This is a genomic window from Pantoea sp. WEP (assembly GCF_041678305.1).
GTDB classification, from domain to species: domain Bacteria; phylum Pseudomonadota; class Gammaproteobacteria; order Enterobacterales; family Enterobacteriaceae; genus Pantoea; species Pantoea dispersa.
Map to the genome: position 1 here is coordinate 2,923,469 of NZ_JBGNXB010000001.1, position 24,761 is coordinate 2,948,229.

The 24,761-nt window shown below is 56.5% G+C and carries 31 protein-coding genes; 12 read left to right on the forward strand and 19 right to left on the reverse strand.

Annotated elements, in window-relative coordinates; genetic code table 11:
* Positions 1-21: 21 nt before the first annotated feature.
* From tatE to ABVR31_RS13655, 6 genes are all read right to left on the reverse strand, one after another.
* Positions 22-225, reverse strand: a complete 204-nt coding sequence (gene tatE, locus ABVR31_RS13630) for a twin-arginine translocase subunit TatE (protein ID WP_010618871.1) — start codon at positions 223-225, stop codon at positions 22-24.
* Between the two features lie 98 nt (positions 226-323).
* Positions 324-1,094, reverse strand: coding sequence for an amino acid ABC transporter ATP-binding protein (locus tag ABVR31_RS13635; protein WP_058757904.1), 771 nt, complete (start codon positions 1,092-1,094; stop codon positions 324-326).
* Entirely contained in the window at positions 1,091-2,050 is a 960-nt protein-coding gene (locus ABVR31_RS13640) for an amino acid ABC transporter permease (protein ID WP_058757905.1), read from the reverse strand. The genes ABVR31_RS13635 and ABVR31_RS13640 overlap by 4 nt, the downstream gene beginning before the upstream one ends.
* Entirely contained in the window at positions 2,047-2,934 is an 888-nt protein-coding gene (locus tag ABVR31_RS13645; RefSeq protein ID WP_372773165.1) for an ABC transporter substrate-binding protein, read from the reverse strand. The genes ABVR31_RS13640 and ABVR31_RS13645 overlap by 4 nt, the downstream gene beginning before the upstream one ends.
* A gap of 22 nt (positions 2,935-2,956) precedes the next feature.
* The gene (locus tag ABVR31_RS13650) at positions 2,957-3,751 is read right to left on the reverse strand and encodes a deaminated glutathione amidase (RefSeq protein WP_372773167.1); all 795 of its coding nucleotides are present in this window, start codon (positions 3,749-3,751) and stop codon (positions 2,957-2,959) included.
* Between the two features lie 2 nt (positions 3,752-3,753).
* Positions 3,754-4,713 carry a hypothetical protein gene (locus ABVR31_RS13655; RefSeq protein ID WP_058775270.1) on the reverse strand — a complete coding sequence of 320 codons (960 nt, stop codon included), beginning with the start codon at positions 4,711-4,713 and terminating at the stop codon, positions 3,754-3,756.
* Between the two features lie 136 nt (positions 4,714-4,849).
* On the opposite strand from ABVR31_RS13655, the gene ABVR31_RS13660 reads away from it, so the two are divergent.
* On the forward strand, positions 4,850-6,205 hold the full coding sequence (locus ABVR31_RS13660) for an aminotransferase class I/II-fold pyridoxal phosphate-dependent enzyme (protein WP_125309948.1): 1,356 nt from the start codon (positions 4,850-4,852) through the stop codon (positions 6,203-6,205).
* Here ABVR31_RS13660 and ABVR31_RS13665 read toward each other — a convergent pair.
* From ABVR31_RS13665 to pagP, 3 genes are all read right to left on the reverse strand, one after another.
* Positions 6,189-6,614, reverse strand: a complete 426-nt coding sequence (locus tag ABVR31_RS13665; RefSeq protein ID WP_021508597.1) for a GNAT family N-acetyltransferase — start codon at positions 6,612-6,614, stop codon at positions 6,189-6,191. The two genes, ABVR31_RS13660 and ABVR31_RS13665, sit on opposite strands and share 17 nt — an antisense overlap.
* 347 nt (positions 6,615-6,961) lie before the next feature.
* A complete protein-coding gene (gene cspE, locus ABVR31_RS13670) occupies positions 6,962-7,171 on the reverse strand; it encodes a transcription antiterminator/RNA stability regulator CspE (RefSeq protein ID WP_010615627.1) in 210 nt (69 codons plus the stop codon).
* A 150-nt stretch (positions 7,172-7,321) separates the two neighbouring features.
* Positions 7,322-7,894 (reverse strand): lipid IV(A) palmitoyltransferase PagP, encoded by a 573-nt coding sequence (gene pagP / locus ABVR31_RS13675; protein WP_242868554.1) that lies wholly within the window; start codon positions 7,892-7,894, stop codon positions 7,322-7,324.
* A gap of 396 nt (positions 7,895-8,290) precedes the next feature.
* Here pagP and ABVR31_RS13680 point away from each other — a divergent pair, with 396 nt between their 5' ends.
* From ABVR31_RS13680 to ABVR31_RS13690, 3 genes are all read left to right on the forward strand, one after another.
* The gene (locus tag ABVR31_RS13680; RefSeq protein ID WP_058775268.1) at positions 8,291-8,476 is read left to right on the forward strand and encodes a hypothetical protein; all 186 of its coding nucleotides are present in this window, start codon (positions 8,291-8,293) and stop codon (positions 8,474-8,476) included.
* Positions 8,477-8,850: 374 nt separating this feature from the next.
* Positions 8,851-9,096, forward strand: a complete 246-nt coding sequence (locus tag ABVR31_RS13685; RefSeq protein WP_021508600.1) for a hypothetical protein — start codon at positions 8,851-8,853, stop codon at positions 9,094-9,096.
* Between the two features lie 101 nt (positions 9,097-9,197).
* Positions 9,198-10,280, forward strand: a complete 1,083-nt coding sequence (locus ABVR31_RS13690) for a malate/lactate/ureidoglycolate dehydrogenase (RefSeq protein WP_372773171.1) — start codon at positions 9,198-9,200, stop codon at positions 10,278-10,280.
* A gap of 33 nt (positions 10,281-10,313) precedes the next feature.
* On the opposite strand, the gene gntT is transcribed toward ABVR31_RS13690, so the two are convergent.
* Positions 10,314-11,630, reverse strand: coding sequence for a gluconate transporter (gene gntT, locus ABVR31_RS13695; RefSeq protein WP_021508602.1), 1,317 nt, complete (start codon positions 11,628-11,630; stop codon positions 10,314-10,316).
* 277 nt (positions 11,631-11,907) lie between these two features.
* On the opposite strand from gntT, the gene ABVR31_RS13700 reads away from it, so the two are divergent.
* Entirely contained in the window at positions 11,908-13,053 is a 1,146-nt protein-coding gene (locus tag ABVR31_RS13700; protein ID WP_348878632.1) for an iron-containing alcohol dehydrogenase, read from the forward strand.
* Positions 13,054-13,087: 34 nt separating this feature from the next.
* Here ABVR31_RS13700 and ABVR31_RS13705 read toward each other — a convergent pair whose 3' ends face one another.
* From ABVR31_RS13705 to ABVR31_RS13715, 3 genes are all read right to left on the reverse strand, one after another.
* A complete protein-coding gene (locus ABVR31_RS13705; RefSeq protein WP_021508604.1) occupies positions 13,088-13,915 on the reverse strand; it encodes a Cof-type HAD-IIB family hydrolase in 828 nt (275 codons plus the stop codon).
* Between the two features lie 109 nt (positions 13,916-14,024).
* Positions 14,025-14,486 carry an RcnB family protein gene (locus ABVR31_RS13710; RefSeq protein ID WP_058775266.1) on the reverse strand — a complete coding sequence of 154 codons (462 nt, stop codon included), beginning with the start codon at positions 14,484-14,486 and terminating at the stop codon, positions 14,025-14,027.
* Positions 14,487-15,265: 779 nt separating this feature from the next.
* Entirely contained in the window at positions 15,266-15,505 is a 240-nt protein-coding gene (locus tag ABVR31_RS13715) for a DUF1272 domain-containing protein (protein ID WP_010615634.1), read from the reverse strand.
* 192 nt (positions 15,506-15,697) lie between these two features.
* On the opposite strand from ABVR31_RS13715, the gene ABVR31_RS13720 reads away from it, so the two are divergent.
* The 5 genes from ABVR31_RS13720 to ABVR31_RS13740 all read left to right on the forward strand — a co-directional run bounded on the left by ABVR31_RS13720 (position 15,698) and on the right by ABVR31_RS13740 (position 19,292).
* Positions 15,698-16,801, forward strand: a complete 1,104-nt coding sequence (locus ABVR31_RS13720; protein WP_058769423.1) for an AI-2E family transporter — start codon at positions 15,698-15,700, stop codon at positions 16,799-16,801.
* A 263-nt stretch (positions 16,802-17,064) separates the two neighbouring features.
* The gene (locus ABVR31_RS13725; RefSeq protein ID WP_141497077.1) at positions 17,065-18,225 is read left to right on the forward strand and encodes a diguanylate phosphodiesterase; all 1,161 of its coding nucleotides are present in this window, start codon (positions 17,065-17,067) and stop codon (positions 18,223-18,225) included.
* 66 nt (positions 18,226-18,291) lie between these two features.
* Positions 18,292-18,573 carry a hypothetical protein gene (locus ABVR31_RS13730; protein WP_288443546.1) on the forward strand — a complete coding sequence of 94 codons (282 nt, stop codon included), beginning with the start codon at positions 18,292-18,294 and terminating at the stop codon, positions 18,571-18,573.
* A 180-nt stretch (positions 18,574-18,753) separates the two neighbouring features.
* The gene (locus ABVR31_RS13735; RefSeq protein ID WP_021508609.1) at positions 18,754-19,014 is read left to right on the forward strand and encodes a hypothetical protein; all 261 of its coding nucleotides are present in this window, start codon (positions 18,754-18,756) and stop codon (positions 19,012-19,014) included.
* An 80-nt stretch (positions 19,015-19,094) separates the two neighbouring features.
* On the forward strand, positions 19,095-19,292 hold the full coding sequence (locus ABVR31_RS13740) for a hypothetical protein (RefSeq protein ID WP_021508610.1): 198 nt from the start codon (positions 19,095-19,097) through the stop codon (positions 19,290-19,292).
* A gap of 32 nt (positions 19,293-19,324) precedes the next feature.
* On the opposite strand, the gene ABVR31_RS13745 is transcribed toward ABVR31_RS13740, so the two are convergent.
* From ABVR31_RS13745 to ycgZ, 3 genes are all read right to left on the reverse strand, one after another.
* Positions 19,325-19,591, reverse strand: a complete 267-nt coding sequence (locus ABVR31_RS13745; protein ID WP_058757917.1) for a biofilm development regulator YmgB/AriR family protein — start codon at positions 19,589-19,591, stop codon at positions 19,325-19,327.
* Between the two features lie 134 nt (positions 19,592-19,725).
* A complete protein-coding gene (locus ABVR31_RS13750; RefSeq protein WP_058757918.1) occupies positions 19,726-19,995 on the reverse strand; it encodes a hypothetical protein in 270 nt (89 codons plus the stop codon).
* A gap of 99 nt (positions 19,996-20,094) precedes the next feature.
* Entirely contained in the window at positions 20,095-20,337 is a 243-nt protein-coding gene (gene ycgZ, locus ABVR31_RS13755) for a regulatory protein YcgZ (protein WP_021508613.1), read from the reverse strand.
* A gap of 312 nt (positions 20,338-20,649) precedes the next feature.
* Between ycgZ and ABVR31_RS13760 the strand changes: the two genes are divergently transcribed.
* Positions 20,650-20,889, forward strand: coding sequence for a biofilm development regulator YmgB/AriR family protein (locus ABVR31_RS13760; RefSeq protein WP_021508614.1), 240 nt, complete (start codon positions 20,650-20,652; stop codon positions 20,887-20,889).
* A 221-nt stretch (positions 20,890-21,110) separates the two neighbouring features.
* Here the strand turns inward: ABVR31_RS13760 and ABVR31_RS13765 are convergent, their stop codons facing one another.
* Both ABVR31_RS13765 and ABVR31_RS13770 read right to left on the reverse strand, forming a co-directional pair.
* Positions 21,111-21,371 carry a hypothetical protein gene (locus ABVR31_RS13765; protein WP_031279895.1) on the reverse strand — a complete coding sequence of 87 codons (261 nt, stop codon included), beginning with the start codon at positions 21,369-21,371 and terminating at the stop codon, positions 21,111-21,113.
* 199 nt (positions 21,372-21,570) lie between these two features.
* Positions 21,571-23,034 carry a sugar porter family MFS transporter gene (locus ABVR31_RS13770; RefSeq protein ID WP_372773177.1) on the reverse strand — a complete coding sequence of 488 codons (1,464 nt, stop codon included), beginning with the start codon at positions 23,032-23,034 and terminating at the stop codon, positions 21,571-21,573.
* 342 nt (positions 23,035-23,376) lie between these two features.
* Here ABVR31_RS13770 and ABVR31_RS13775 point away from each other — a divergent pair, with 342 nt between their 5' ends.
* Positions 23,377-23,952 (forward strand): TetR/AcrR family transcriptional regulator, encoded by a 576-nt coding sequence (locus ABVR31_RS13775; protein ID WP_193751834.1) that lies wholly within the window; start codon positions 23,377-23,379, stop codon positions 23,950-23,952.
* Positions 23,953-23,975: 23 nt separating this feature from the next.
* Here ABVR31_RS13775 and ABVR31_RS13780 read toward each other — a convergent pair whose 3' ends face one another.
* Entirely contained in the window at positions 23,976-24,656 is a 681-nt protein-coding gene (locus ABVR31_RS13780) for a BPL-N domain-containing protein (protein ID WP_245001417.1), read from the reverse strand.
* Positions 24,657-24,761 lie beyond the last annotated feature (105 nt).

A 24,761-nucleotide genomic window follows, 5' to 3' on the forward strand; every position in this document is an offset into this window, starting at 1 on the left:
TATTGACGTTCAGCGCAGAGATTACTCTTTGTGGCCGACGCGTTCAGCAGGCGTTTCTTCGGCACTGCTTTTGGTTGCGGTGGATTCATCATCTTTCATGGCTTTTTTAAAGCCCTTGATTGCGGAACCCAGATCGCCACCCAGTGAACGTAACTTGTTGGTGCCAAAAAGCAGTACGATAAGCGCACCGATGATCAGCAGTTTGGCAATACTGATACCTTCCATATTTTACCTTTCAACCTTCGCGAAAAACGGACAGCACTATTAACGCGCAGTTATTCACCACGCTCAACTGCAATCTGTAACAGAGTGAGATCTCAGCGTCAGATAAAGCGGCTGAGAAACGCCTGGGTACGCGGATGCTGCGGATTGCCAATCACCTGCTCTGGCGGTCCCTGTTCCACCACCACGCCACCATCCATGAACACCACGCGATCGGCGGCTTCACGCGCAAAGCCAATCTCATGCGTTACCACAATCATGGTCAGGCCGCGATTGGCTAAGGTACGCATGGTAGCCAGCACTTCCCCCACCAGCTCCGGATCCAGCGCTGAGGTCGGTTCATCGAACAGCATCAGCAGCGGTTTGATCGCCAGCGCACGGGCGATCGCCACGCGCTGCTGTTGTCCCCCCGACAAATGTCGCGGCCAGGCGTCGGCTTTATCGCTCAATCCGACCGTTGCCAGCAGCTCACGCGCGTGTTGCAGCACCTCATCACGTGGGAACTTGTGCACGCCAATCGGCGCTTCCATGATGTTTTGCAGTACCGTCATATGGGGATAGAGATTGAACTGCTGAAACACCATGCCGATTTTCTGCCGCTGATGGGCAATTTTCCGCGCCGACAGGCGATGCAGCAGACCGCGCTTTAGCGCGTAACCAATCTGCTCGTCGCCCACCATAATCGAGCCGGCATTCATCTCTTCCAGATGATTAATGCAGCGCAGAAAGGTCGACTTGCCTGAGCCCGAAGGCCCGAGAATCACCACCACTTCGCCCGGAAACACATCGAGATCGATGCCTTTCAGCACCGCGTTATCACCGAAGCTCTTTTGCACATTACGCGCACGCACCAGCGGCTGAATCTCGCTCATACGTCCTCCTTTAAACGCGGGGCCGCAGCCAGCGCCGTGTCACTGCTGGCGCGTCGTTTGTTCACCACCACGGTACGTTTGCTGCCGCGCGCGTAGTAGCGCTCAATGGCTGACTGGCCGACGTTGAGGATCGAGGTAATCAGCAGATACCAGATCACCGCCACCATCAGCATCGGAATGATTTCAAAGGTACGGTTGTAAACGGCCTGCACCGAATAGAGCAGATCGCCCATCGCGATGACGCTCACCAGCGACGTGGCTTTGATCATGCTAATCAGCTGGTTGCCGGTTGGGGGAATAATGGCGCGCATCGCCTGTGGAATGATGATACGCCGCAGCGCGCGGCTGCGGCTCATGCCAAACGCCTGAGTGGTTTCAACCTGACCGTGATCGACCGACAGCAGGCCGGCACGGATAATCTCCGCCATATAGGCTGCCTCGTTGAGCGCCAGACCGGCGATGGCGGCAGTCAGCGGCGTGATCAGATCGTTAGTATTCCAGCTGGCAAAGGTGATGTCCGTCCACGGCACGGTGATCGATAGCGTGGGAAACAGCGTCGACAGGTTGTACCAGAATATCAGCTGCACCAGCAGCGGCGTACCGCGAAAGAACCAGATGTAGAGCGCTGACACGCCGCTCAGCAGTTTATTCTCTGACAGCCGCCAGACCGCCAGCAGCAGCCCCAGCAGGGTGCCCAGCACCATCGACACCACCGTCAACCCGAGCGTCACCTGCAGCCCTTTCAGCACCGAGCCTTCGGTAAACCACTGCAGCACCACGTGCCACTCAAAATTGGGATTGGTCGCCACCAGCCACAGACCATTCGCTGCCAGCGTCAGGACCACGATCCAGCTAACCCAGCGTCCATACGCGGGCGCGCTACGGGCAAAAGCGACGTCGCGCTGCGGCACGTCCCCCTGATCCGTGGGGCGCGCGTTGGGGCCGACGGCACTCATTTTGCCGTCTCCTGCGCAAGGTTACGTCCCGGCTGCGGCAGCATGTTGCCGTCCAGCTTCCACTTTTTCATGATGGCCGCGTAGGTGCCGTTGGCAAACAGTTCTTTGTAGGCATCCAGCACCACCTCGCCCAGCGGCGAGCCTTTGGGAACGACCGTGCCCTGAAAGATATCGCCAAAGCCGTTTTTCTGCCCCTGACCAGACAGTTCAAGCTGCCCCTGCGCCTGCTCAATGAAATAGGTCAGCGGCGCCTGCGAGGAGAAGAAGGCATCCGAACGCTTCGAGCGCACCGCCAGTATCGACGAAGGCTGATCGGTAAAGGACTGCACCACGACTGCAGGTTTGCCCGCAGCCTCACAGGCGGCTGACTGTTTGCGGATCACCTGCTCCGCCGAACCGGCCGCCATCACCGCAATGCGCTTACCGCAGGTATCTGCCAGACCGTTGATGTGCGCCGGATTGCCCTTCTGCACGCCAAACACCACGAACTCCTGCACGTAGTCGATGAAGTCCACTTTTTGCTGGCGATCCGGATAATCACCTATCGGCCCGATGGCCATCTGATAGCGTCCGGAATTAATACCGGCCAGTACGCCGGACAGACCGCTCACCGTCGCGTGTTCAATTTTCACGCCCAGCAGTTGGCCGAGCGCCACGGTAAGATCGGCCGAGGCGCCATCCATTGAGTGCGGCCCGTTAACGATCTCATACGGCGGAAAGGAGCCGTTATTTACCGAGATCATTTTGCCAGCCTGCTTGATCTGCGCCGGCAGTCTATCGTGCAGCGCCTGATCCATTTTTTGCGTCGGAATGGCGTCCGCAGCCTGGGCGACGCTCGCCGTCAGGCCGGACGCCAGCGCGATGGCGGTTAAAAGCATTTTCATCAGTCAGTTTCTCCCAGGCAGGTCAAAGTGATTGCAATTCCGGACGGGCAAAGCGGCGATTTTCCAGTACCGGCAGCACGCTGCGGGCGTAGGTGATGCGGGCCGGATCCAGTTCGGCAAACACCAGTGCAGCGCACTCTGGTGCCTTAGCAATCACCACGCCAAGCGGATCGATCACCAGACTGTTACCAATGTTGCGCGGCCCGCACTCGCCTACCGCCACCATGTAGCAGGTGTTTTCCAGCGCGCGCGCACTGGTCAGCAGTTCCCAGTGCATCTCCTTTAACGGTCCTTTTACCCAGGCGGAAGGCAGCACCAGCACGTCGGCACCGTCCAGCACCAGCCGGCGCGCCAGTTCGGGAAAACGCACGTCATAGCAGGTCATCAGCCCAACTTTCATACCGGCCACCTCAACCAGTGGCGGCACGGCATCACCCGGATTAACCCGCTGCGACTCCTGCATGGCGAAGGCATCGTACAGATGCAGCTTGACGTACTGCGCAATGATTTCGCCATTACGCAGGGCAATCAGTACGTTGTGCGCTTTGTTATCCTGCGTCGGCACGTGCACGCTCATCATGGTGGTCAGCGCGTTACCTTTGCTGGTTTCCAGCAGCTGACTGACAAACGGCCCGTCCAGCGGCTGTGCGGCCTTTAACACCAGATCGGGATCGGCGATATCGCGCGCCAGCACGCCTTCCGGCAGCACCAGCAGATCGGCGCCCGCCGCCAGCGCATCCTGCATCAGACCACGACAAATGGCGGTGTTCTCCTGCCATTCGCGGCTAACGGCGAACTGCCCCATGGCTACTTTCATCTTCACTCCCCTCTGGCCGCCGCCGGGAAAATCTCCTCCGGCGAGAGCAACGTTGTGGTTAAGCCCTGCTGAAACAGCTCACGGGCGAAGTCGGCAATCATCCTTTTGTTAGCGGTAAATCCGTTTTGATTCCAGTCGGCAGGCAATTCCTGCGCGGTGCGTCGCAAATCATCCAGCAGCCACGGCGTGGTATCCGCGTACTTCTCGCGTTTGCGCATCCACAGCTGATACGCGCGATCGATCACCTCGCTCAGCGCCTGCGGCAGCCACGGATGCGCCGCCGCCAGCGCCGGCTTCAGCGCCAGCAGATGAATACCGGGCACATAGCCGACGCGGTTGAAGTAGTCGCGCTCGGCACTGACGAAATCCGCCTGCAGCTGGCGCAGACCGGAATCTTTCAGGAAAAAACCCTCAGGCATAAACGGCGTGAACACCGCATCCAGCTCGCCGGCTTTCAACAGTTCAATCAGCGGACGCTCGTCCGGCGCCGGTTCGATACGGCCCGGGCGACCAAATCCCGCCAGCCGGTCAACAATCGGATGATCAGCAGTCAGGCGTCCGGCAAACCAGAAGGCGTCGTTGATATCGACGCCCGCTTCGCGCAGCACGGTGCGCGTCCAGGTATTGCCGGAGTCCTGCCAGCCGGTAACGCCGATTCTTTTGCCTTTCAGCTGGGCTGGCGTGGTGAGCGGGCTGGCGGTGGTGGTGATGATGCAGCGCTGGCGAAAGCCACGCATCAGAAAGTGCGGCAGGCCGAGCAGTGAGCTGTCGCCGCGCGCCCGTGCCTGCGCATAGCGGCTGAACGACACCTCACCGCCTTCGTAGTGTTCACTGCTGGCCAGGTTATCCACCAGCGTGCCTACGCGGTCAATGACCAGCCTGAAGCCCTGTGGCTGAATATCGCCCAGCGCCAGCGGCGTGAAGTAATCCCAGTCGCGCACCGCCAGTCTGATAGTGATCATCGTTGTGCTTCTCCATTTGTTCAGCCGCCACGCTGGCGCTGTGCATTTTTTCTGCAAATTGTGCTTGAATTTGAGTCTAAAACGCGAATACTAATCTGAACAATCATTTCTTTGTTACTGAACAAAGCTTTTTCTTATGACGCAAATTGTGGATGCAGAGTGGCTCAGCCAGCAGATTAACGACGCCTCGGTAAAAGGCATTACCCTCGCCGCGTCAACATTGATTCGCGACGGACAGATTGCCGTAGGCATGCAGATGCCGGCGGTGCGCGATTTGGCGGAACGGCTGGGCGTGAGTCCGGCCACGGTATCCGCGGCCTGGGCGCAGCTGAAAAAGCAGAAAGTGCTGGCGGGTAAAGGGCGAAGCGGAATCTGGGTGTGCGGCAACAGTGTGATGCCGCGACCGGTCCGCTTTGAGAAAATTGGCAACTATGGTGAAAACGTCAAAGCCGCGCTGGCGATGGCAGCACCCGATCCGGCCCTACTGCCGGATCTGCGCCCGGCGATGCTGGCCGGGCTGGCGTCACCGCAGCTGAATAGCTATCAGCGTGAGGCGATTTCGCCACAGCTGCAGGCGGCCATTGCGCCGCGCTGGCCCTGTCCGGCGGAGGCGTGGCTGGCGACCGATGGCGGCTTTGATGCCATGAACCTGATAGTGCAGACGCTGCTGTCACCCGGCGATCGGGTAGTGATTGAAGATCCGACCGCGACGCGTCTGCTGGATATGCTCGACAACATCGGTGCCGAGATCCTGCCGCTGCCCGGTGATGAGCAGGGACCGCTGCCCGCGGTGCTGGCGACACACTTACAGAAAGCGCCAGCGATGTTCATTTATCAGCCACGCACCCACTCGGCGACCGGCTACAGCGTCAGCCAGCAGCGCAGCGAAGCGCTGGCGCAGGTGCTGGCGCAGAGTGCCACCCTGATTGTCGAGGATGATGGCATCGGCGATTTGTCGCGCTGGCCGGTATGGAGTCTCGGCCGCCACTATCCGCAGCGTACGTTGCACGTGCACTCCTTTTCCAAAGCCTACGGCCCGGATCTGCGGCTGGCGGTGGTATCCGGCACGGCAGAACTGGTGAAACGGCTGCAGTCGTGGCGTAACTTCGGGGTCAGCTGGACCAGCCGTATTTTGCAGGATGCGGTGGCCTGGATGCTAAGCGATGCGCCCACCCAGCAGCGCATACAGCAGGCCAAAGGCACGTATGCCGCGCGCCGTCAGCAGTTGCTGGCCGCACTGGCGCGGCGCGGGCTGGTACAGGAAGATCGCGACGGCCTGAGCGTGATGCTGCCGGTGGCGTCAGAGCAGTATGCCATGATCACCCTCGCCGCCCGGGGCATCACCGTGCTGCCAGGCGAACGCTGCAGCATCAACAGCGGACAGTTCATTCGCGTCAGCATTGCGCGGCTGCCGGCCGATCAGCTCGACAGCATCGCCGATGCGTTAGTGATTGCCTGCGGACGCGAGCTCAATATCAGCCCAGATCTTTGATGTGATAGCGTGGCGACTCAACGTAGCCTTCACGCGCATAAAACTGGTTGGCTTTCAGTCGCGAGGCGTGACAATGCACTTCCATGCGGTCGCAGCCGCGGGCGCGCGCCAGTTGCTCGGCGTGGTTCAGCAGTTGCTGGCCGCTGCCTTTACTGCGCTCGCCCTCGGCGATACAGAAATAGCTGATGCGCGCGAAATCGCCCGCTAATGCCAGCTGCGGAATGAAGTGCAGCGAAAGAAATCCCAGCACCTGGTTACCGTGTTCCGCCACCAGCAGCGTCTCGTCGGGATGGGCGCACAATTGCGCCAGCCGATCGCTGATAAATTTTTCCGTGCCGCGATAACCCAGCTCGGTTAACAGTGCACTCAGGGCAAAGCTGTCTTTGGCCTGTGCTTCACGTATGTTCATCCTGCCTCCTCCGTTCCCTGACTGCTGTTATATAGCGTTGCCGCTAAAAAATCTGCAAGTAAGCTTTGTTATGAGTATGTTACGGGAATTATCTGTGAGCGACGCCGCAGAATGTGCCTTGTCACGCTGGCTTAAGGCTGGCTTAATCTTGCTTTGCCATGCTGGCATAAATGAAGTTGCGAGGCATGGCACATGAAGAATCTGGTACCGCACTGTTTAAATGAATGGCTGGCGCTGTCGCTCAGTACGCTGGTGATTGTCGCCTGGGCCATTAGCTGGTGGCAGGGCTGAAAAAAGCACAAAAAAAACCCGCCATCAGGCGGGTTTTTAAAATTCTGACTGTTAACTTACAGAGCGGTAACGTTAGCAGCAGATGGGCCTTTAGCGCCGTCGGTGATTTCAAACTCTACACGCTGACCTTCAGCCAGAGTTTTGAAGCCGTTGCTCTGGATAGCAGAGAAGTGTACGAATACATCTTTGCTGCCATCTTCTGGAGTAATGAAACCGAATCCTTTGGACTCATTAAACCACTTAACGTTACCTTTGATCTTGGACATCTATATTACCTTTACATGAAAAATGGACACTAAACTGTGTCGGCATCTAGTACAGCAATTGCAGTGACATTTGTCCAGCGCGAATTGATGAAAAAGTGATAAATATTGATTTTTTTCATGCCCTTCACACTTTCTGCGCATCTTCAGAGATTAAAACTGAAATCTTAACCAGGCAAAATAGACGTTGCCGTTGTTATAAGTGCCTGGAATGTAAGTCATTTGGAAGGTTGCCGGGCCATACCCTATCGAAGCCAGCGGCAATACCAGCGGAACCGGGATATATCGCCAGTTATCTCTGGCCGTCACACCCGCGGTGTAACCGGCGCCCAGATGGAAATTCTGATCGTTCAGCGGTCGCCAGGTCGCTTCCCAGCCGTAGCCGGCGATGGGCTCCCACTTGTTAAACGAGTCTTTGAACGCCATGGCATACAGGCCGTGCCAGTTGCCCTTTTCATCCCAGCGCGAAACGCCACCGCCCGCGCCCCACGGCCGCTCGTTGTACTTTTTGATGTGTTCATCATCGTAAGTAAAGCGGTTGTGCCAGGTGATAGCCGGGACGTAAAGATCGTAATTTTGCGGTTGTGTCCAGGTTTGCGCCACGTTATCGGAGAAGGTATTCCAGCCCGATTTAATCGCTTCGCCTGTGGTTGCCGCTGGTGTCGAAAAAGAGACCGATGAAGTCAAAATACAGCCGCAATAGGCTGCAGAAATACGCCAGTTCACAACAATGCTTCCTGTTAAATCATCCTGTATCCGGCAGTCACTGCGTAGCGCCACATCGCGCCGCACCGTGCTGCCGTGGGTTAATGGCTGATGCCACGAGCGCGTGCAGCGCGCGCCACAATGGCGCCAGTTGCACCCGGCTCTGCAGGCAATCAGCTGGTTAATTTTACCTCACTGCGCGAACGGAGTCGAAACGGCAAATAAACAAAACGCAGAGGGTAAAAGGTGCAGAAAATGCACTGTTCAGTTGATGATTACTTAGGGTGATTACTTAATATTCAGCAACTTATCCACACAAATTGATTTCATGAATAAATTAATAAAATTTATCAATTGAACTCACCCGATGATTGAGATAAATCTCATCACTCCAGGACGGAGAGAGGAGGAACTGAGATGACAATTCGTTGCAGCCGCTGCGGTTGCGCCAAATTTTTTTATACAGTACCCGGCAAGGAAAAGGTCGACGATCCCGATCATCACGGCGCCTGTTGCGCCGCGTGCGGCAAGCCGATCAGCCTGCGCGATGTGATCCCGCTGTCATCCCTGCACCCGGCTTCTGCCGCCCGTCACGTTGAATAATGTTTTCAGGCACCCGGCGGGTGCCTGAACGCGTCAGAAAATCAGTTTAAACACGCCAGTAATCGTCAGTAACCCGACAATAAAGATAATGGCAATAATCCACAGTATTATTTTCATAGTTCGCTCCTTCAGGATGAAAAATAACGCATCGTGCATTCAGTATAGATGATTATTCCGGCTTCGCTGGGCGCTGCGAGCGCGATCCCAGTCACTTGCCTCAGAGACTGTTGCCTGCTCTTTTTTTCTGCGAGCCCGGTCGCAGCTTAACGCTTACGTTGCCATCCCGCCGCACGCGTAGCGCGCTGATTGTCTAAAATTACAGCGCCTGTAGCAGGCCTCAATTGTTCGCTATGTCTACGTAACAAGGAGATGATATGAGCACGATTAATACCAGCATGGGTCGTTACAGCCTCAAGGCAAAGGATCATGGCAGTCACATTCGTGGCAGCATTGCGATTAATGACGAAGGCGGTACGCAGCTCACCCTGCAAGAGTTTGATGAGCATTATCTTGACGATGTCGTCAACAACGTTATTTATCCAATCACGGGTGGGAACCGTGAAATTGCACGCGCACTGCGTGAACAGATGGTTAAAGCCGGCTTCGAACAGCCGCACTGAGTTTGTTGGGCCACGTGTTGTGGCCCTTTATCAGCCCTTACTTGCGGTTATTATCCATTTCAGCGCAGGATGCTCTCTCCCCCCATAAGGAGATTAACCGCGTGACTGAACTGCATCGTGTTTCCCCTTCCCGCTTACATCAGTTTGTTCAGGCTATCTGGCTGCATGCCGGTAGCTGTGCCGAAGAAGCGCGCCTGGTGGCTGACCATCTTGTTGCTGCTAACCTCGCGGGCCATGACTCCCACGGCGTCGGTATGATACCGAGCTATATGGCCTCGCTGACGCAGGGCTTTCTCCAGCTCAATCAGCACGTCAGCATCGAAAAAGACGCTGGCGCGGTCCTCACCCTTAATGGCCAGAAAGGCTTTGGTCAGGTGGCCGCGTACGAGGCCATGCAGCACGGCATTGAGCGGGCGAACAGGTTTGGACTCGCGGCGGTCGGCCTGCATCATTCGCATCACATTGGCCGTATCGGTCACTGGGCGGAGCAGTGTGCCGCAGCGGGCTTTGTCTCCTTTCACTTCGTTAATGTGATGGGCGATCCGATGGTGGCGCCGTTTAACGGCAGCGATCGCCGCTTCGGCACCAATCCGCTCTGCGCGGTGTTTCCGCGTCGCGACGGCGAACCGCTGCTGCTGGACTTTGCCACCAGCGGCATCGCCTATGGTAAAACGCGGGTGGCGTATAACAAAGGTCAGCCGGTCGCGCCGGGCTATTTGCTTGATGCGCAGGGCCAGCCGACCACCGATCCGGGCGTGATGCATCAGTCGCCGTATGGCGCGCTGACCGCCTTCGGCCTGCACAAAGGCTATGCGCTGGCGACGATGTGCGAAATCCTTGGCGGCGCGCTATCCGGCGGTCGCACTACGCATGACGCCACGCTGCTTTCCGGCACTGACGCCATCTTCAACGGCATGACCACCATTATCCTGAACCCTGACGCGTTTGACGCACCGGCGATGCAGCAGGAAGCTGAAGAGTTTCTCGCGTGGGTCAGGCGTTCACCGCAAAGTGGTGAGGCGGAGATTCTGGTGCCGGGCGAATGGGAAACGCGCAATCGGGCAGCACGTGAACGCGAGGGCATTCCGCTGGACAGCAATAGCTGGCAGCAGATTTGCGCAGCGGCACGCCAGGCTGGCATGCCGGAGGAGGAACTGGCGGCCTTCCGCGCCTTAGCGCAGTAAGCCGCCGGGGCTGAGGCGCGGTGCCTCAGCCGGTTACAGCGCAGCGGACAGCAGCAAACAGCCCAGCAGACCGCACACCGAGATGATGGTTTCCAGCGCCGACCACGAGCGAATAGTTTCACCGATGGTCAGGTTGAAGTACTCCTTAAACAGCCAGAAGCCCGGATCGTTAACGTGCGAGAAGATGACACTGCCGGAACCGACGGCAATGACCATCAGCTCCGGGCTGGCGCCGCTGGTGGCAATCAGCGGTGCCACAATGCCGCCGGCGGTAATCGCCGCGACGGTGGCAGATCCCAGCGCAATACGCAGCACCGCCGCAATTGACCACGCCATAAAGATTGGCGAGACGTTGGTTTCATGCATCATGCCGGCGATGTATTTGTCCACGCCACTGTCCACCAGCACCTGTTTGAAGGCGCCACCGCCGCCGATGATCAACAGCATCATGGCGATGATTTTGATCGAGTCAGTGATGGTGCCCATCACCTCATCCATGCTGCGGCCACGGTTAAGGCCAAAGGTAAAGATGGCAATCAGCACCGCAATCAGCGTCGCCATGATCGGATCGCCAAAAAATTCCGCATACGGCAGCAGTACATGGCCTTTCGGCAGCAGCATTTCTGCCACGGCACGCAGCGCCATCAGGATCACTGGCACCAGCGCCGTCCACACGCTAACGCCAAAGCCTGGCATCTCCGCTTCGCTGAAAGTTTTCGGGTTCCACAGCCCTTCCGGAATCGGCTTATCAATGCCTTTCAGAAAACGCGCATACACCGGCCCGGCCAGAATCACCGTCGGAATACCCAGCAGCGTACCGTACAGCAGGGTTTTACCCATGTCGGCGTTAAATAACGTGGCGATCGCGGTCGGGCCCGGATGCGGCGGCAGAAAGCCGTGCGTGACGGATAAGGCGGCCGCCATCGGCACGCCGACATACAGCAGCGGCACGCGCGCCGACGCGGCAATGCTGAACACCAGCGGCAGCATCAGCACGAACCCGACTTCATAAAACAGCGCGAAGCCCACAGTGAAGCCGGTCAGCACCAGCGCCCACTGAATGTGCTTTTGGCCGAATTTTTCGATCAGCGTGGTGGCGATACGCTGCGCACCGCCGCAGTCGGCCAGCAGTTTCCCCAGCATCGCGCCAAAGCCCATGATCAGCGCCAGGCTGCCCAGGGTACCGCCGACGCCGGTTTTGATCGATCCAATCACTTTATTGACCGGCATGCCCTGCATCATGCCCACCGCCAGTGCCACCAGAATCAGCGCGATGAAGCCGTTAAGTTTGAAGCGAATCATCAGCAGCAGCAGTAACGCCACGCCAATTGCCACATAGAGTAATGGCATAATTTTTCTCCACTTTTGCGCTCGGCGTCTTACCGGCAGCGGTTTGTTGCAATGGGACAAAGGGGTTGTCAGTGCCAGATGTTTCAGAATGCGACATCCTGTTACCGGTATCATGTTAAGGGTAACATTGCCGGGAAAGCACCTGGTGCAGCGGGTGAATTTCTGTTTTGCGAAGGTGATCAACTTTTTGTCGGAGGGTTATCAGAATGTTTGCCCCGGCAGCGGCGTGGCTTTTGGTTACACTAGCTGTTTTATGCCAACCGATAAGGATATGCAGGTGAGTGAGAATCTGATTGAGCTGTACAGTAATCAACAAACCCTGTTTGGCCGTGGCAGCATCGACCGCCTGGTCCCGCTGCTGGCGGCGAATCCGCAGCCCACGCTGCTGTTCTGCGGCCGCTCATTTCTCAACAGTCCGGCGTGGGCGCGTCTGGGCGCGACGCTGAACGATCACATTCTGGGCTATGAAATTGTCAGCCATGAAGCCTCGCCAGACGAGATCGATGGCTGGGTGACGCGCTGGCGTGGCCACGTCGATCGCGTTGTCGCCATCGGCGGCGGCAGCGTGCTGGATGCGGCCAAAGCCTTTGGCGCCATGATGCAGCATCCGCTGAATATCGCGCGCTACCTCGAGAAAGTGGGCGATACGCCGGTACAGGCGGTCACGCTGCCGCTGATCGCCATACCTACCACCGCCGGCACCGGCAGCGAAGTCACGCAGAATGCGGTGGTAACCGATCAGCAGCACATTAAGGTGAAGGCCTCGCTGCGCCATCCGGTGTTTGTGCCGCAGGTGGCGATTCTCGATCCCGATCTGCTCAAAGGGGCGCCGGATCGCGTGCTGGCCACCTGCGCCATCGATGCCTTTACCCACCTGTTCGAGGCTTATCTGTCACGCAAGGGCAACCTGTTCAGTCAGCAAAACGCGCTCAACGGGCTGCAACTGTTCATGCAGGCGTGGCCGTACCTCAATCAGGACGACAGCCGCGGCGATGCGGCACGTGAAGCGATGATGATGGCATCATGGCTCGGCGGCATCAGCCTGAGCAGCGCCGGTTTAGGGGTGATCCACGGTATTGCCGGCGAGCTGGGGGCGATTAAACCGTTCCATCACGGCGAAGTCTGCGGTCGTCTGCTGTTCCCGTTCCTGGATGTACTGGCGGAGAGCGCGCACCCCGAACAGCAGCGGCTGATGGCGGCGCTGGCTGAACGCCTGCTGCCCGATGAAACGGCACCGCCGGCGCTGGCGCTGAAAGCCTGGCTGCAGCAGCAGGCTATCGTGCCGTTCTGGCTGGAAGGACCGACGCTGGCTGCGGAAGAGGTCGACTGGATTGTGGCGCGCGCCAACAGCAAAAACGGCTGGGTCAATTATGATCCCGCCACGCTCACGGAGATGATTACCGCCGCGTGGCGCGTCGTCTGAGCCTTTCGGGCAGCGCAGGCTGCCCGTTGCTTATTCAGCCAGCAAACGGCCCTTCCCCCGCCAGCATCTGCTCAATCACCTGCAGCACGCCTTCCTGGTTATTGGACGGTGCGCCGTAGCGCGCAGCGTCTTTGACCCGCTGCGGCGCATTCTGCATGGCAAAGCTGAAGCGCGACTGCACCAGCATCTCCAGATCGTTACCGCCGTCGCCAAACGCCAGCACCTCATCGCTGCTGATGTCCCAGCGCTGCTGCAGCAGGCGCAAACCGTTGGCTTTGTGCAAGCCGGGCACAATCAAATCCACCGAGCCGTGCCCGCTGGAGGTCGCCGCCGCCGCGCCCTGATGCAAACGCTCAATATCAGCCATCAGAATATCGACATAATCATCGGACAGATTCAGCGCAAACTTGAACAGCCGGTCATCGCCCACGTCAGCGAGGCTATCGATCGCCTTGAGGCGATGGCAGTAGTGACGCATTTTGACCAGCCACTGCTCATCCATGGTGTTGAAGTGATAAGCGCTGTTGCGGCCGCAGAGGATGTATTTCAGGTTGGGATAGTTACCGCGCTGCAGGGTATCGAGCACGGCATTAACGTCCTCGCGCGAGAACGCGCCGCAGAACAGCTCCTCATCCCTGTCGAGGATCCACGCGCCATTTTCGGCGACAAAGGCGATCTCACTGGCGATGTCGGGAAAGAAGGATTTGAGCTGGTAATACTGATTACCGCTGGCGACCACAAATTTGATGCCGCGCCGCGTCATCTCCTGATAGCAGGCCTGAAAACGTGCCCGGTTGTACTGTTTTTTATCGTCGAGAAAGGTGCCGTCCATATCCACCGCCACCATTTTTACCATGGTCATCATGACTCCTTAACGCGTTGAAAGGAAAAACGGGTTGTCCAGAGAATAACCTGGTGAGCGGTGAAAGCGGAGAGAAACACGGATGGCCGTCGCCATCCGTGCGGCAGGATTAGTTAAATGCGTTATTCAGCAAAATGGCGGTGATAATCCCGGTCGCGGCCGCCACTAACACATAATTTCCGTCGATAAAGGCCCAGTGCTCGCCGCGCGGCGGCTCATACAGACCGCGTGCCCGCCAGTCATCGACGCGATAGTGTGGACCGCGAAACTCCGGCGGTGCCGGATAACCACGGCGAAAATCATGACCGCGCCAGGCAAAGCGATCGCCGCCACGATGTCCCTCCGGCATACGGTGGTCAGCATAATGATCGTGACGATCCGGGCCCGGTCCGCGATCGTGGCCAAAGTCACGACGGTCATGATGATCGGGACCCGGGCCGCGCTCCTGATGGCGGTCGCCGCCGTGCGGGTCCCAGCGAGGGTCACCGGGACCGTCGGCCCAGGAGACGCTGGAAAACAATGTGCTGCATGCAATAAATGACGCAATAATCGTAAGTGTTGTTTTTTTCATGGTGTTACCTCCAGGGATAACGGCAGTCTGCGCGCCGTTGAGGCTTACTATTACCTAAACAAAGCTAAAACAGCATTTCCAAAACTCTTAAAAATCGATGACTTACAATACATTACGCCAGGTTAGCGCTTTCTTAACGATTGTGGAGACTTTATGGTGGCGTGGCACGATAAGGCTGGCAGGGAAATAAGCAGTTAATTCAGCGGAAATAAAGAAAACCCGATCGTGGGGATCGGGCGGACAATGCTATTTCCATAAAAAGCATAAAGCGGGGAAACCCTGCTAAAAAGAGGGTAAAACTGAAGCACACAACGCCACATCACTAGCATTGCCCGGAAAGAATAACATTCATCAGGGCAAAATACTTTCAGAAAACTTCTATTTTCAGAAAAAACCGTAAAAATGTTCATGGCAGCGAAAATAACCACCAAAGGTACATAACGTGAAAGGAAATAAGGTCCGTGCTCTGACCAGCTGTCGCCAGGAAATATAGTCAGCCCGTATAAAACATCGACACAAAATCACAAAAAATTGAATTTAAAAGAAAAAAATTAATCCATGCCATTTTTTAGTTATGCCGCCATTTAAGCCGACCGGCAAAATAGCTGGCCGACACATTTCATTGATAACGAGAGCCCTATTGCTGTTCTGGCAATTAATCGATGTGCGTGATTAATATAACGCTAATTTTTCACTGCGCTGAAGCGTAAGGTTAAATAACCAGCAAGCGGGCGCACAATAATTATGCGCCGGCTGTTAATCCAATTGCGCTGGCGAATTTAGCGGGGTGGCGCAGAAACAGGATATCGCTGTGTTGCAGCCGGATGGCGCAGCAGCGCCTGCGCCGGACGTATCGGCCGCCGCACCAGTTCACCCGCACAATTCGGGCAACGCTGCGCCAGCACGCCTTCCGCGCAGTCAACGCAAAACGTGCACTCAAACGAGCAGATGCGCGCATCAGGCGAGGCCGGCGGCAGATCTTTATCGCAGCATTCACAGTTAGGACGTAATTCCAGCATGGCACTCTCCTGTCAGGGTTCAGGACTATCATCGCCGCCGCCGCCCTGGCGCGCCAGCCTGTGAGCGGACATAGGGCGGACAGTTCGGGACAGCTTTTCATCCTGCACGCCTTGCCTTGCGCGCTAAAAACATTACATTCCGCAAAAGCCGTTCTATAGTTCATTCGCTACGTTTATCTGCGAGGCTTTTGCATGCGTGTTAAAGGGTTAAATATCGGTTTCTTTATAGTGATTCTGGCGATTGTCACGATCGCCTTTTTTGATGTGCTGGCGCCCTATTTCTCCGCCATTTTGTGGGCGGCGATTCTGGCGGTGATCTTTGCGCCACTGAAGTCACTGCTGCGGCGCAAAATGGGCGACCGCAACGGGCTGGCCTCTTTCGTGACCTTACTGATTATCTGCCTGATCGTGTTCACGCCGCTGGCGATCATCACCTCGTCGCTGGTGGTCGAGATCAATACGGTGTACACCAAGCTGCAAACCAATTCCGCGCAGTTCCCGACGGTGTTTGCCTCGCTGCTGCAGCATCTGCCGGAGTGGGCACAAACTTGGCTGGCGGATCACGATCTGAACAATGCCGCACAGATTCAGCAAAAACTCTCCGGCTTTGCGCTGAAGGGCGGACAATACATGGCGGGCAGCGTATTCCTGATCGGTAAAGGGACCTTCACTTTTACCGTGGGCTTTGGCGTGATGCTTTATCTGCTTTTTTTCCTGTTGAAAGACGGCGCCTGGCTGGTCGGGCTGATTCTCGAAGCGCTGCCGCTCTCCACCTATGTTAAGCACCATCTGCTGATGAAATTTGCCGCCGTATCGCGCGCGACGGTCAAAGGCACCGTGGTGGTGGCCGTGGTTCAGGGGGTGCTTGGTGGCTTTGCCTTCTGGATCACCGACATCGACGGCAGCCTGCTGTGGGGCGCGCTGATGGCGTTCCTGTCGCTGATTCCGGCAGTCGGCTCGGCTATCGTCTGGGTGCCAGCGGCCATCTTCTTCTTCGCCACCGGTGCGCTGTGGAAAGGCCTGTTCCTGGTGGGCTTCTTCGTCATCGTGGTCGGGCTGGTGGACAACATCCTGCGTCCGCTGCTGGTCGGCAAAGATACCAAAATGCCGGATTACCTGATCCTGATTGCCACGCTGGGCGGCATGGAAGTGTACGGCATCAACGGCTTCGTGATTGGTCCCTTGATCGCTGCCCTGTTCATCGCCTGCTGGAATCTGCTCTCCGGCCGCGATAACCGGGAAAACGTCGAAGAGATCGACGAAGAGTTTATCGAAGAGGGTAAAACCCGCGAGTAGCGATAAGCAGCAGTACAACAGCTAAAGACCTGCTGACGGGCCACTATCGCTCACTGGCAGGCTTATCCGAAGCGGCGCTTTACGCGCCGCTTGCCTTTCCAGCGCGGCCGCCAGGCTGTCAGCACCTTTTCCGACCTTTGAATCCCGCTCAACCCTTTTGCCGGACTCAGTCAGCCGCCAGGCAGCACTCAGCCCGGACGTTTCACAATTTAACCCATGCTGCTAAGGTGTCAGAGGACAATCGCGACAATCTGGAGCGTATAATGCTTACAACAATAATTTACCGCAGCCACATCTCTGAAGATGTTCCCGTCAATATCCTGCCGGAGATGGTGGCAAAAGCGAGTCTGCTCAATGCTGAGCATCATGTTACCGGCATCCTGCTGTTTAACGGCACGCACTTTTTTCAAATCCTGGAAGGACCAGAGCACGGCGTTCTGGCAATCTACGCGCGCATCTGTGCCGACCGGCGTCATCACAATGTGGTCGAGCTGATGCGCGACTACTCCCCTTCGCGGCGTTTCGGTAATGCCGGCATGGAGCTGTTCGATTTGCGTACTCACCACAGCGGCAGTGTGCTGCAGGCGGTTCTTGATCGCGGCACGTCGAAATATCAGCTGACCTATGACGATCGCGGGCTACAGTTCCTCAGAACCTTTGTCGAAGCGCGTGAAAAAGAGAACTACTTTGAAGTGCCGCCAGCTGATTGCTGGGAGTTCATCCCCACAGAAGGGCAATCTCCCGCGCCAGCCAGTGGCGTCACTTTCCGCCCTGTGGTTGATCCCCTTGGCCGTGAAGTGACGGCCATTGAGGCGATTCCGCACGCGCAACCCGCCGGACTCGGGGAACATGAGCGTTACACTCATGACCTCAACGTGGTGACAGACGCACTGCATAAAGCCGGCCAGGCCTGTCCCGATGGCATGACGCTGTATATCAGTATCCTGCCGATGACGCTGGTTTATCTTCCCGATGCGGTAAGTCAGCTGGTCAGCGCCATCGCGCAGGCGGAGCTGGTGCCGCAGCAAATCATTCTTGGCGTGAGCGAAACGGAAGTTATCTCCCGGCTCGAAGACTTTTCCACGGCGGTCAGACAGCTGAAAGAGGCTGGCATCAGCCTTTCCATTGATAACTTCGGCGACGGCTCCGCCGGTCTCTCTTTACTGGCGCACGTCCAGCCTGACCGGGTACGTATCGGCGCGAATATTGTTCGTGATATTCACCGTAGCGGCCCGAAGCAGGCGGTAATGCAGGCGGTCATCCGCTGTTGTTCGGCGCTGGAAATCAACGTCATTGCGGCCGGCATTGAGCGTCCCGAGGAGTGGATGTGGCTGGAGGCGGCCGGGATCATCGATTTCCAGGGCAGCCTGTTTACGCCTGAGGGCGGCGCCGTGGCATGGCCTGAGAGCCGCGAGGCGATCTGAAAGCGGTTAAGCCTGACGACGCAGAACCTCTGAAGAGATAAAACGTCAGGCTCACAGGAGAAGACAATGCTGAGCGATGCCCGACTGCAGTTTATATCCAGCCATCCGGAGGAGAACGAACCGGAGGCGGTTTCCATGGCGCGCGAGTTACTTCGGTACCGCAGTGCGCTGGCGCAGCCATGGGCTGTGGTGGAGGCACTGGGTGTGAAGTACGTGGAGGACGGTAACGGGGCGATGATCTGGCCGGCGCGTTACTGCGAACGCGGCGACACCTTACTTTATCGTCTGGATCAGGCGGCTTCAGAAGTCAGCGGGCGTGCTGAAGCCGCGGCACCCGTCAGAAAGTAGCACCGTGATGGCCGGCGCGAACGCAAATGTCATCCTCTTTGCAACGCCGGCAACTTAATATGCTGATCATTGCGCCGATAACCCGCGTCCGGCATCTTTTAGCGGAGTTTGATGTGCTCAATGTGTCCGGGTGAGATTCCTGTGGTAAGCTCATTGCCCTAACCGCAGCCGGACAGACTGATGAAAAACAATTTTGACGATAAAATGGCGGATATCATCATCGGAGAAGCCGTAACGGCGTTACTCGATGATAACGTCGCCATAAGCTGGGCGGCCCTTAACGACAGGCTGCAGGCAATGCTTGACCGCGAAACAGACAGTGACCGCATTCGTGCTGTGCTGCGTGTCATTGAGGACGTCAGACGGGAAATGGAGATGAGCGCGGTGAAGAAAGAGGCGTTCACTGCCGGGCATTTTTCTTTTTCCGGCAAGCTGCACTGATCGCTGCCTGACAATCTGCCGCGCCTGACGCTGTGGTTTCTGCTATACTGTATGCTTATCCACCAACGGATGGAGGTCATTTGAGCGATGACACTACCGCCGAAGATATCTACGCCGTTATTGGAACGGTTGTGGCGCGCCTTCTTAAGCCGGACCAGCACCTGACACTTCAGGACATTACCCATGCACTGCATCATCTTGGCGAAACGGCAAGCGAAGATGAATTGCGGCAGGCCTGTTTAAACGCCATCAGTATGCTTGTGAAGCAGATGCACTAAGCTTAATCTACTGCTCCGGCTTACTAACCTTTTCAGAACCCTTCATCATCCGGCGTTCTGCCGACCACGATTTCAAGCACGTTGCGCAGTACATCCAGTTTGACAATATCGGTGGTCATCTCAAGCTCTGAGATGAGATACAGGATGATGGTTTTGCTCGTCACTTTTTGGCCATGGATGACGATGTCGCGAATCACGGCATCCAGTGCCGCGGCTTCGGCCGCATAGCGCTCACCGCCGCTGCGAAAATGGTGAATAAGGGCCGCTTCAGCGCTGAATGAGTGTTCATTGGTTTGCATGTGTAGTTATCCGTAAACCGGGCGCTGCTGACAGCCCGGTGGTCGCCAAAAAAATCGGCCATCCTGAGATGGCCGTGTTATGCCGGGCGTCCTGCCACACTCCGGTTAATCACGAGATCGTATCGTCCCTGTCATTAATGCTTTTTACCAGCCCTGGGTTGTGACATCCCGCCCAGAGCAGCCATCGGCTTTTCACGAATTTCCCGGGCTGCTGACTGCATCTGCAGTTCCCTGATGGCGATCCTGATCGCCTCCAGACGGTCGGGATTAAATTCCTCTGCGGCCATTGACCGGAGCCGGGCTGAAACGGTCGCCACATTGATTCGTTCATTATTATCAAGCAGCCTGACCACCGCCTCGCCCAGAACGATTTCGGTTAAACGTTCAATTTGACTTCTCTGCATGCCCACCCCCTGCGGGACTGTGCCCTTTCGGACAAGTGGCTGACCCTTCCCGGATCATAAAGCGCATGCTGCAGGTACCACCGATTATCCCTTTACGTATCAGCGTTCAAACAGCATGCCAATCAGCGTCTGGTAATGACGCTCTTCTTCATAATTTGCCGCGACCTCAAGGCGTCTCAGCAGTTTGGTGCAGATCGCCTTACGGTTGAGGTTTTTTCCTGCGCGCAGGATCTCAACGACAATCTGCCCCAGCGTTTCCTGCTGAGTAGGTGCTGTCGCTCTGCTGAAATAGCGGGCAATCTCACTGGCGCTATCTGGAAATTTTGCAACATTCTGACGCATGATGATCCCCTCAGATGGTTAAAATACCGTCGCTTCTCTCTGTGCGTAAACTTATACAAAGAAATAAAACTTGTACAGCAATACTGTTTCTTTATTAGCTACGTTCTTGTGCAAAAAATGCTAACACCTTAATCTCAGGGGCTTACGTGCTGAAATAACCGGCGTAATGGGTGGGTTCAGCGGCAGGAAAAACGGTATCGGTTTGGAAAACCCGCTGATTACCTAACACGGTATGCGGATTGTTGCTGTACAGACGATATCGTATCGGTTACTTTGCGCCCTACAAGATGATCGTGTGCTGCAGGTGGACAAATGAGAAACAACGGGCTGCCGCCTTGTCACAATACCGGACTAGCCGGTTACTTCAGTCAGGTCACCGATCCCCGCCAGATTGCGCTACTGGGACGCATCACCGTTGAAATTTTGCGTCAGGAACGTCGGCTGACGCGCACCGCGATCTGCCTCAAGCTTATCGGGCACATCAATGACACGGACGATGACGTCGAAGCGGAACAGGCACGTTCCCTGCTGGCGATGCTGTTTGGTCGCTGATCGTTTGATTCATCCGCTCACCTTCAGCGCGTTGCACATCCGTCGCTAAAGCCCGCATCCGTTGCCACATGCCGCGTTGCCGAAAATCGTTAATACGAGGTTTGATGGTGGTGAAGACGTCATCCCTGACAGTTTTCTCCGGCCGGTACACGCTAACGCGCGTCCGATGAGGTCATCTACGTTGTCGTCTTCCGGCCAGAGCCGGACTACGTCTTATGGCGTCAGTTCTTCTCGTCGTTCAGGCCTGCAAGCGTCTGCAGGTACGGCACATGGATCGCGGCCTGCTCAGGCTCATCAAAGCTTCTGAGCCAGCCGATCGCCTCTGAAATCGCGGACAGGCGTGTGTCGCTGCCGCCAGCGCGTTTCATGTGTCTGAGCTCGTCGATAAGCGTATTAACGCTGATCTTCTTTTTGCCCAAAGCCAGGCTTAGTGCCGCTTCGCCAATAATGACGTGCCCTTTCCCGTCGTGTTGAATAGACAAATTTACTTCCTCCATTTCACGTTGATGAGAACCTCACGTCACACTGTAGACCCTATTGAGCGAACCGGTGCAGGCAAGTTCTGAAATGAAGCCTGTAACAGGATTTATTTTAGTGAGCATGAAAAATGCCGCGGCGGGTGCCGCGACAAAGGTTTCTGTCGGCAGGCGCTGGCGCAACCTGCCGCAGCATGACGACGATTCAGCCTGATGACGCGGCTTGATCCACAGGTTCACCAAAATGCTCGCGCATGTGGGATTCAATTTCTTCCAGTGATTTCCCCCGGGTTTCCGGTAACATCACGGCAATAAACACCAGGGAAGCCACATTGATTGCGGCAAAGATAAAGAACGCCTTATTACCCACCAGCGACAGCAAAGGCGGAAACGCCAGCGCCACCACGGCGTTGCATATCCACTGAAATGCTACCGCTGAACCGGTTAATACCCCGCGAACTTTCATCGGAAACAACTCCGACATCAGCAGCCAGTAAACCGGGGAAATGCACATCTGCATAAAGAACAGAAACACCAGAATACACGCCAGCGCCAGCAGGCTTTGCGTCAGGCTTTGTGGCATGAAAACCAGCACCGCGCCCAGCGCCAGTTGCATCGCAATCACCACCGACAGCCCGGTCATCAGCATCGGGCGCCGGCCGAAATGACTGATGGCTTTAATACCGGCAAAGGTGGCCAGTACCGATACCACCCCGTTGCCGATGGTAGCCGCAATCGAAGCGCTGGTGCCGAGCCCGGTACTTTTCAGAATGACTGGCGTGTAATACATGAAGGCGTTGACGCCGGTAAACTGCGCGACGATGCCCATGCCGCAGCCCAGCAGCAGCAGACGCACAATCCATTTCTCTTTTAACAGTTCGCGCGCGGGTGGCCCCTGACGGGCTTCGCGGGCATTCTGCCGCATCTCTGCCATCTCTTTTTTAATCTCGCGCGGATTTTCCCGCAGTTTGCGCAGGATACGCAGCGCCTCATTAAAGCGCCCTTCCGCCACCATCCAGTGCGGTGAGGCCGGGACAAAAAAGGTGCCAATAAACAGCAGAATGCCGGGGATCATCGCCAGCGACAGCATATAGCGCCACATGCCCGGATCGTGCAGTAACAAACTCATGGCGGCGCTGACGACATAAGCCAGCAGTTGCCCTGACACAATCATCAGTTCGTTGCGGCTGACCAGAGGTGCCCGGCGCTTAGGCCCGGCAATTTCAGCGATAAAGACCGGAACCGTTGACGATCCGCCGCCCACCGCGAAACCCAGAATAAAGCGCATCACCACCATGGTTTCCAGATTCGGCGCAACCGTGGTGCCTAACGCCCCGGCAATGAACAACAGGGCAAGGCTGCGTAACGTGATACGGCGACCAAAGCGGTCCGAGACATAACCGCTGATGAACGCGCCGAGCGCGGAGCCAAAGGTGAGCGCAGAGGTCACCAGCCCTTCGGTAAATGGCGTGAGATCGAGACCGCCCTGCGCGGCGGGCAGCGTCATGTAGGGCAGCGCGCCGGAAATAATGCCGGTGTCGTAGCCAAACGCCAGCGCGCCCATCGTGGCGACTAACACCACAAAAAACAGGCGCTGCTGAACAGTAAACGTCAGGCTGCCGCCATCATCTGATTGAGACTGCGAAGGATTTTGCTTGCTATCGTCCATGGGTGATTCAAGACCTGGTCAATGACGGGATAAAAAGGAGGTTTGAGTATAGTCAGAAACGAGAAAGTGTGAGGCCGGTCACGATTTTTACCGGATGGCGACTGATTAAAATTCCGCACCGCCCTGACTGCACAGCGCAGGTTTGCGCCGCAGCCGCGCGCTCGCGCTGCGCTCAACCCCTGGCTGGCCTGCTGAAATCCCGCCCCCGACAGGGGGAAAATTTTCTGCTAAGGTACGCTGGCTGGTTAATGAGAAACACGCTAAGGCGTAACGCAGAAAGGCAGGTCCGGCGACAGGTTGCTGAATTAACGTTCAGGAAAACGGTGTCTTTTAAGGTAGAACGTGAAAAAAGAAACGGTTAAGAAAAATATCATTCTCGCGGCGCTGCAGCTGTTTCGGGAGCGCGGCTTCAACAATGTTTCAACCCGCGATCTGACCAATACGCTGGGCATATCCCGCAGCCATATCTACCACTATTTCAAAAACTGGGATGCGCTGAGGCTGGACTCGATTGCTTTCATGCTGGATGAGGACGTTGCCGCTTTCTCTGTAGAGAGTGAAAAGAGGGATGATTCACAGCATGACGTCTTTTTTCGTGCGCTGGTGGATTATCTCCTGCCAGACGGGCCGGCTTCTCACTGGTTGATCTACCTCGAGTTGTGGCCGCTGGCGGCAAGGGATACGCAATATGAGCAGCTGCTGCTCTCCAGCACGCAGACGTGGACAGCGATCATCCGTCAGGGCTTATCCGGCCAGGCATTTGGCCACCTCAGCGAAGCAGGTAAAGACGAGGTGGCGCGTAATCTTCACGCCCTGATTGACGGTTACTCAAGCGCGCTTATTCTTAACTACTCTGCGGATAAGCGGACACATTTTTTTCTTGAGATAATGGCCGCCTTGCAGAAACTTTGTCGCTAGCAGGGATTTTTCCACATAGCCGCTTACCTCCCGGGCTTTAAATCATTAATCAGTCTGGCCATCTTGCTGCCGGCTGAGGTGTAGGCCGGATTGTTTTTCTCCGGCGCCATCCAGCTTTCATCCGCTTCCGGATGCGGTCCGCTCAGGAGCACCGTGCCTTTACCATAAGTATATTTCGCCAGCGCGATATCACCGTTGGCATAGCGCGCCAGAGCGACAAAGCCGTGCGCGTCTTCGGCATTCAGGTAAGGACCATCCTGATAATAAAATTTTTCGGTTTTCCCCTGCCAGACAACATCGACAACGTAATCGCCCTCGTCGGGTATATTGGTCCCCTTGCGCATGACTTCAGAGTCCAGCGATGAGGGGATCAGCCCCAGCCAGTTTTCATCAGCCAGATACGCGCCCATGCACAATCCGAGAAAGCTTTTTCCATTGCGGACAAATTTGCGTATGGCCTCAGCCCCTTCGTCGCCCAGCGCAGCAAAGGCGCCGGGGATGTCCTGTCCGCCTCCGGGCTGGATGTACACATCAAAAGTGGCGAGATTATCCTCCGTGACCTTTATTTTTTCCTGCTCTCCGACATACGCGATGTCCAGCGGCAGACCGCTCTGTTCCAGCGATTTACGGACCATTTCGGAGCAGCCCGGACAGCCGGCACCGCCGCGATAGATAGCGACATGGGTGACGGCAGCACTGGCCATATTCGCGGTGGCTAACCCGCCGGCAAGCAGAATGGCAGCATACGTCAGAAGGTTCTTCATCAAATAACGCCAGAAACGGGAGGAGGCTCTCAGTAACATTGTTTT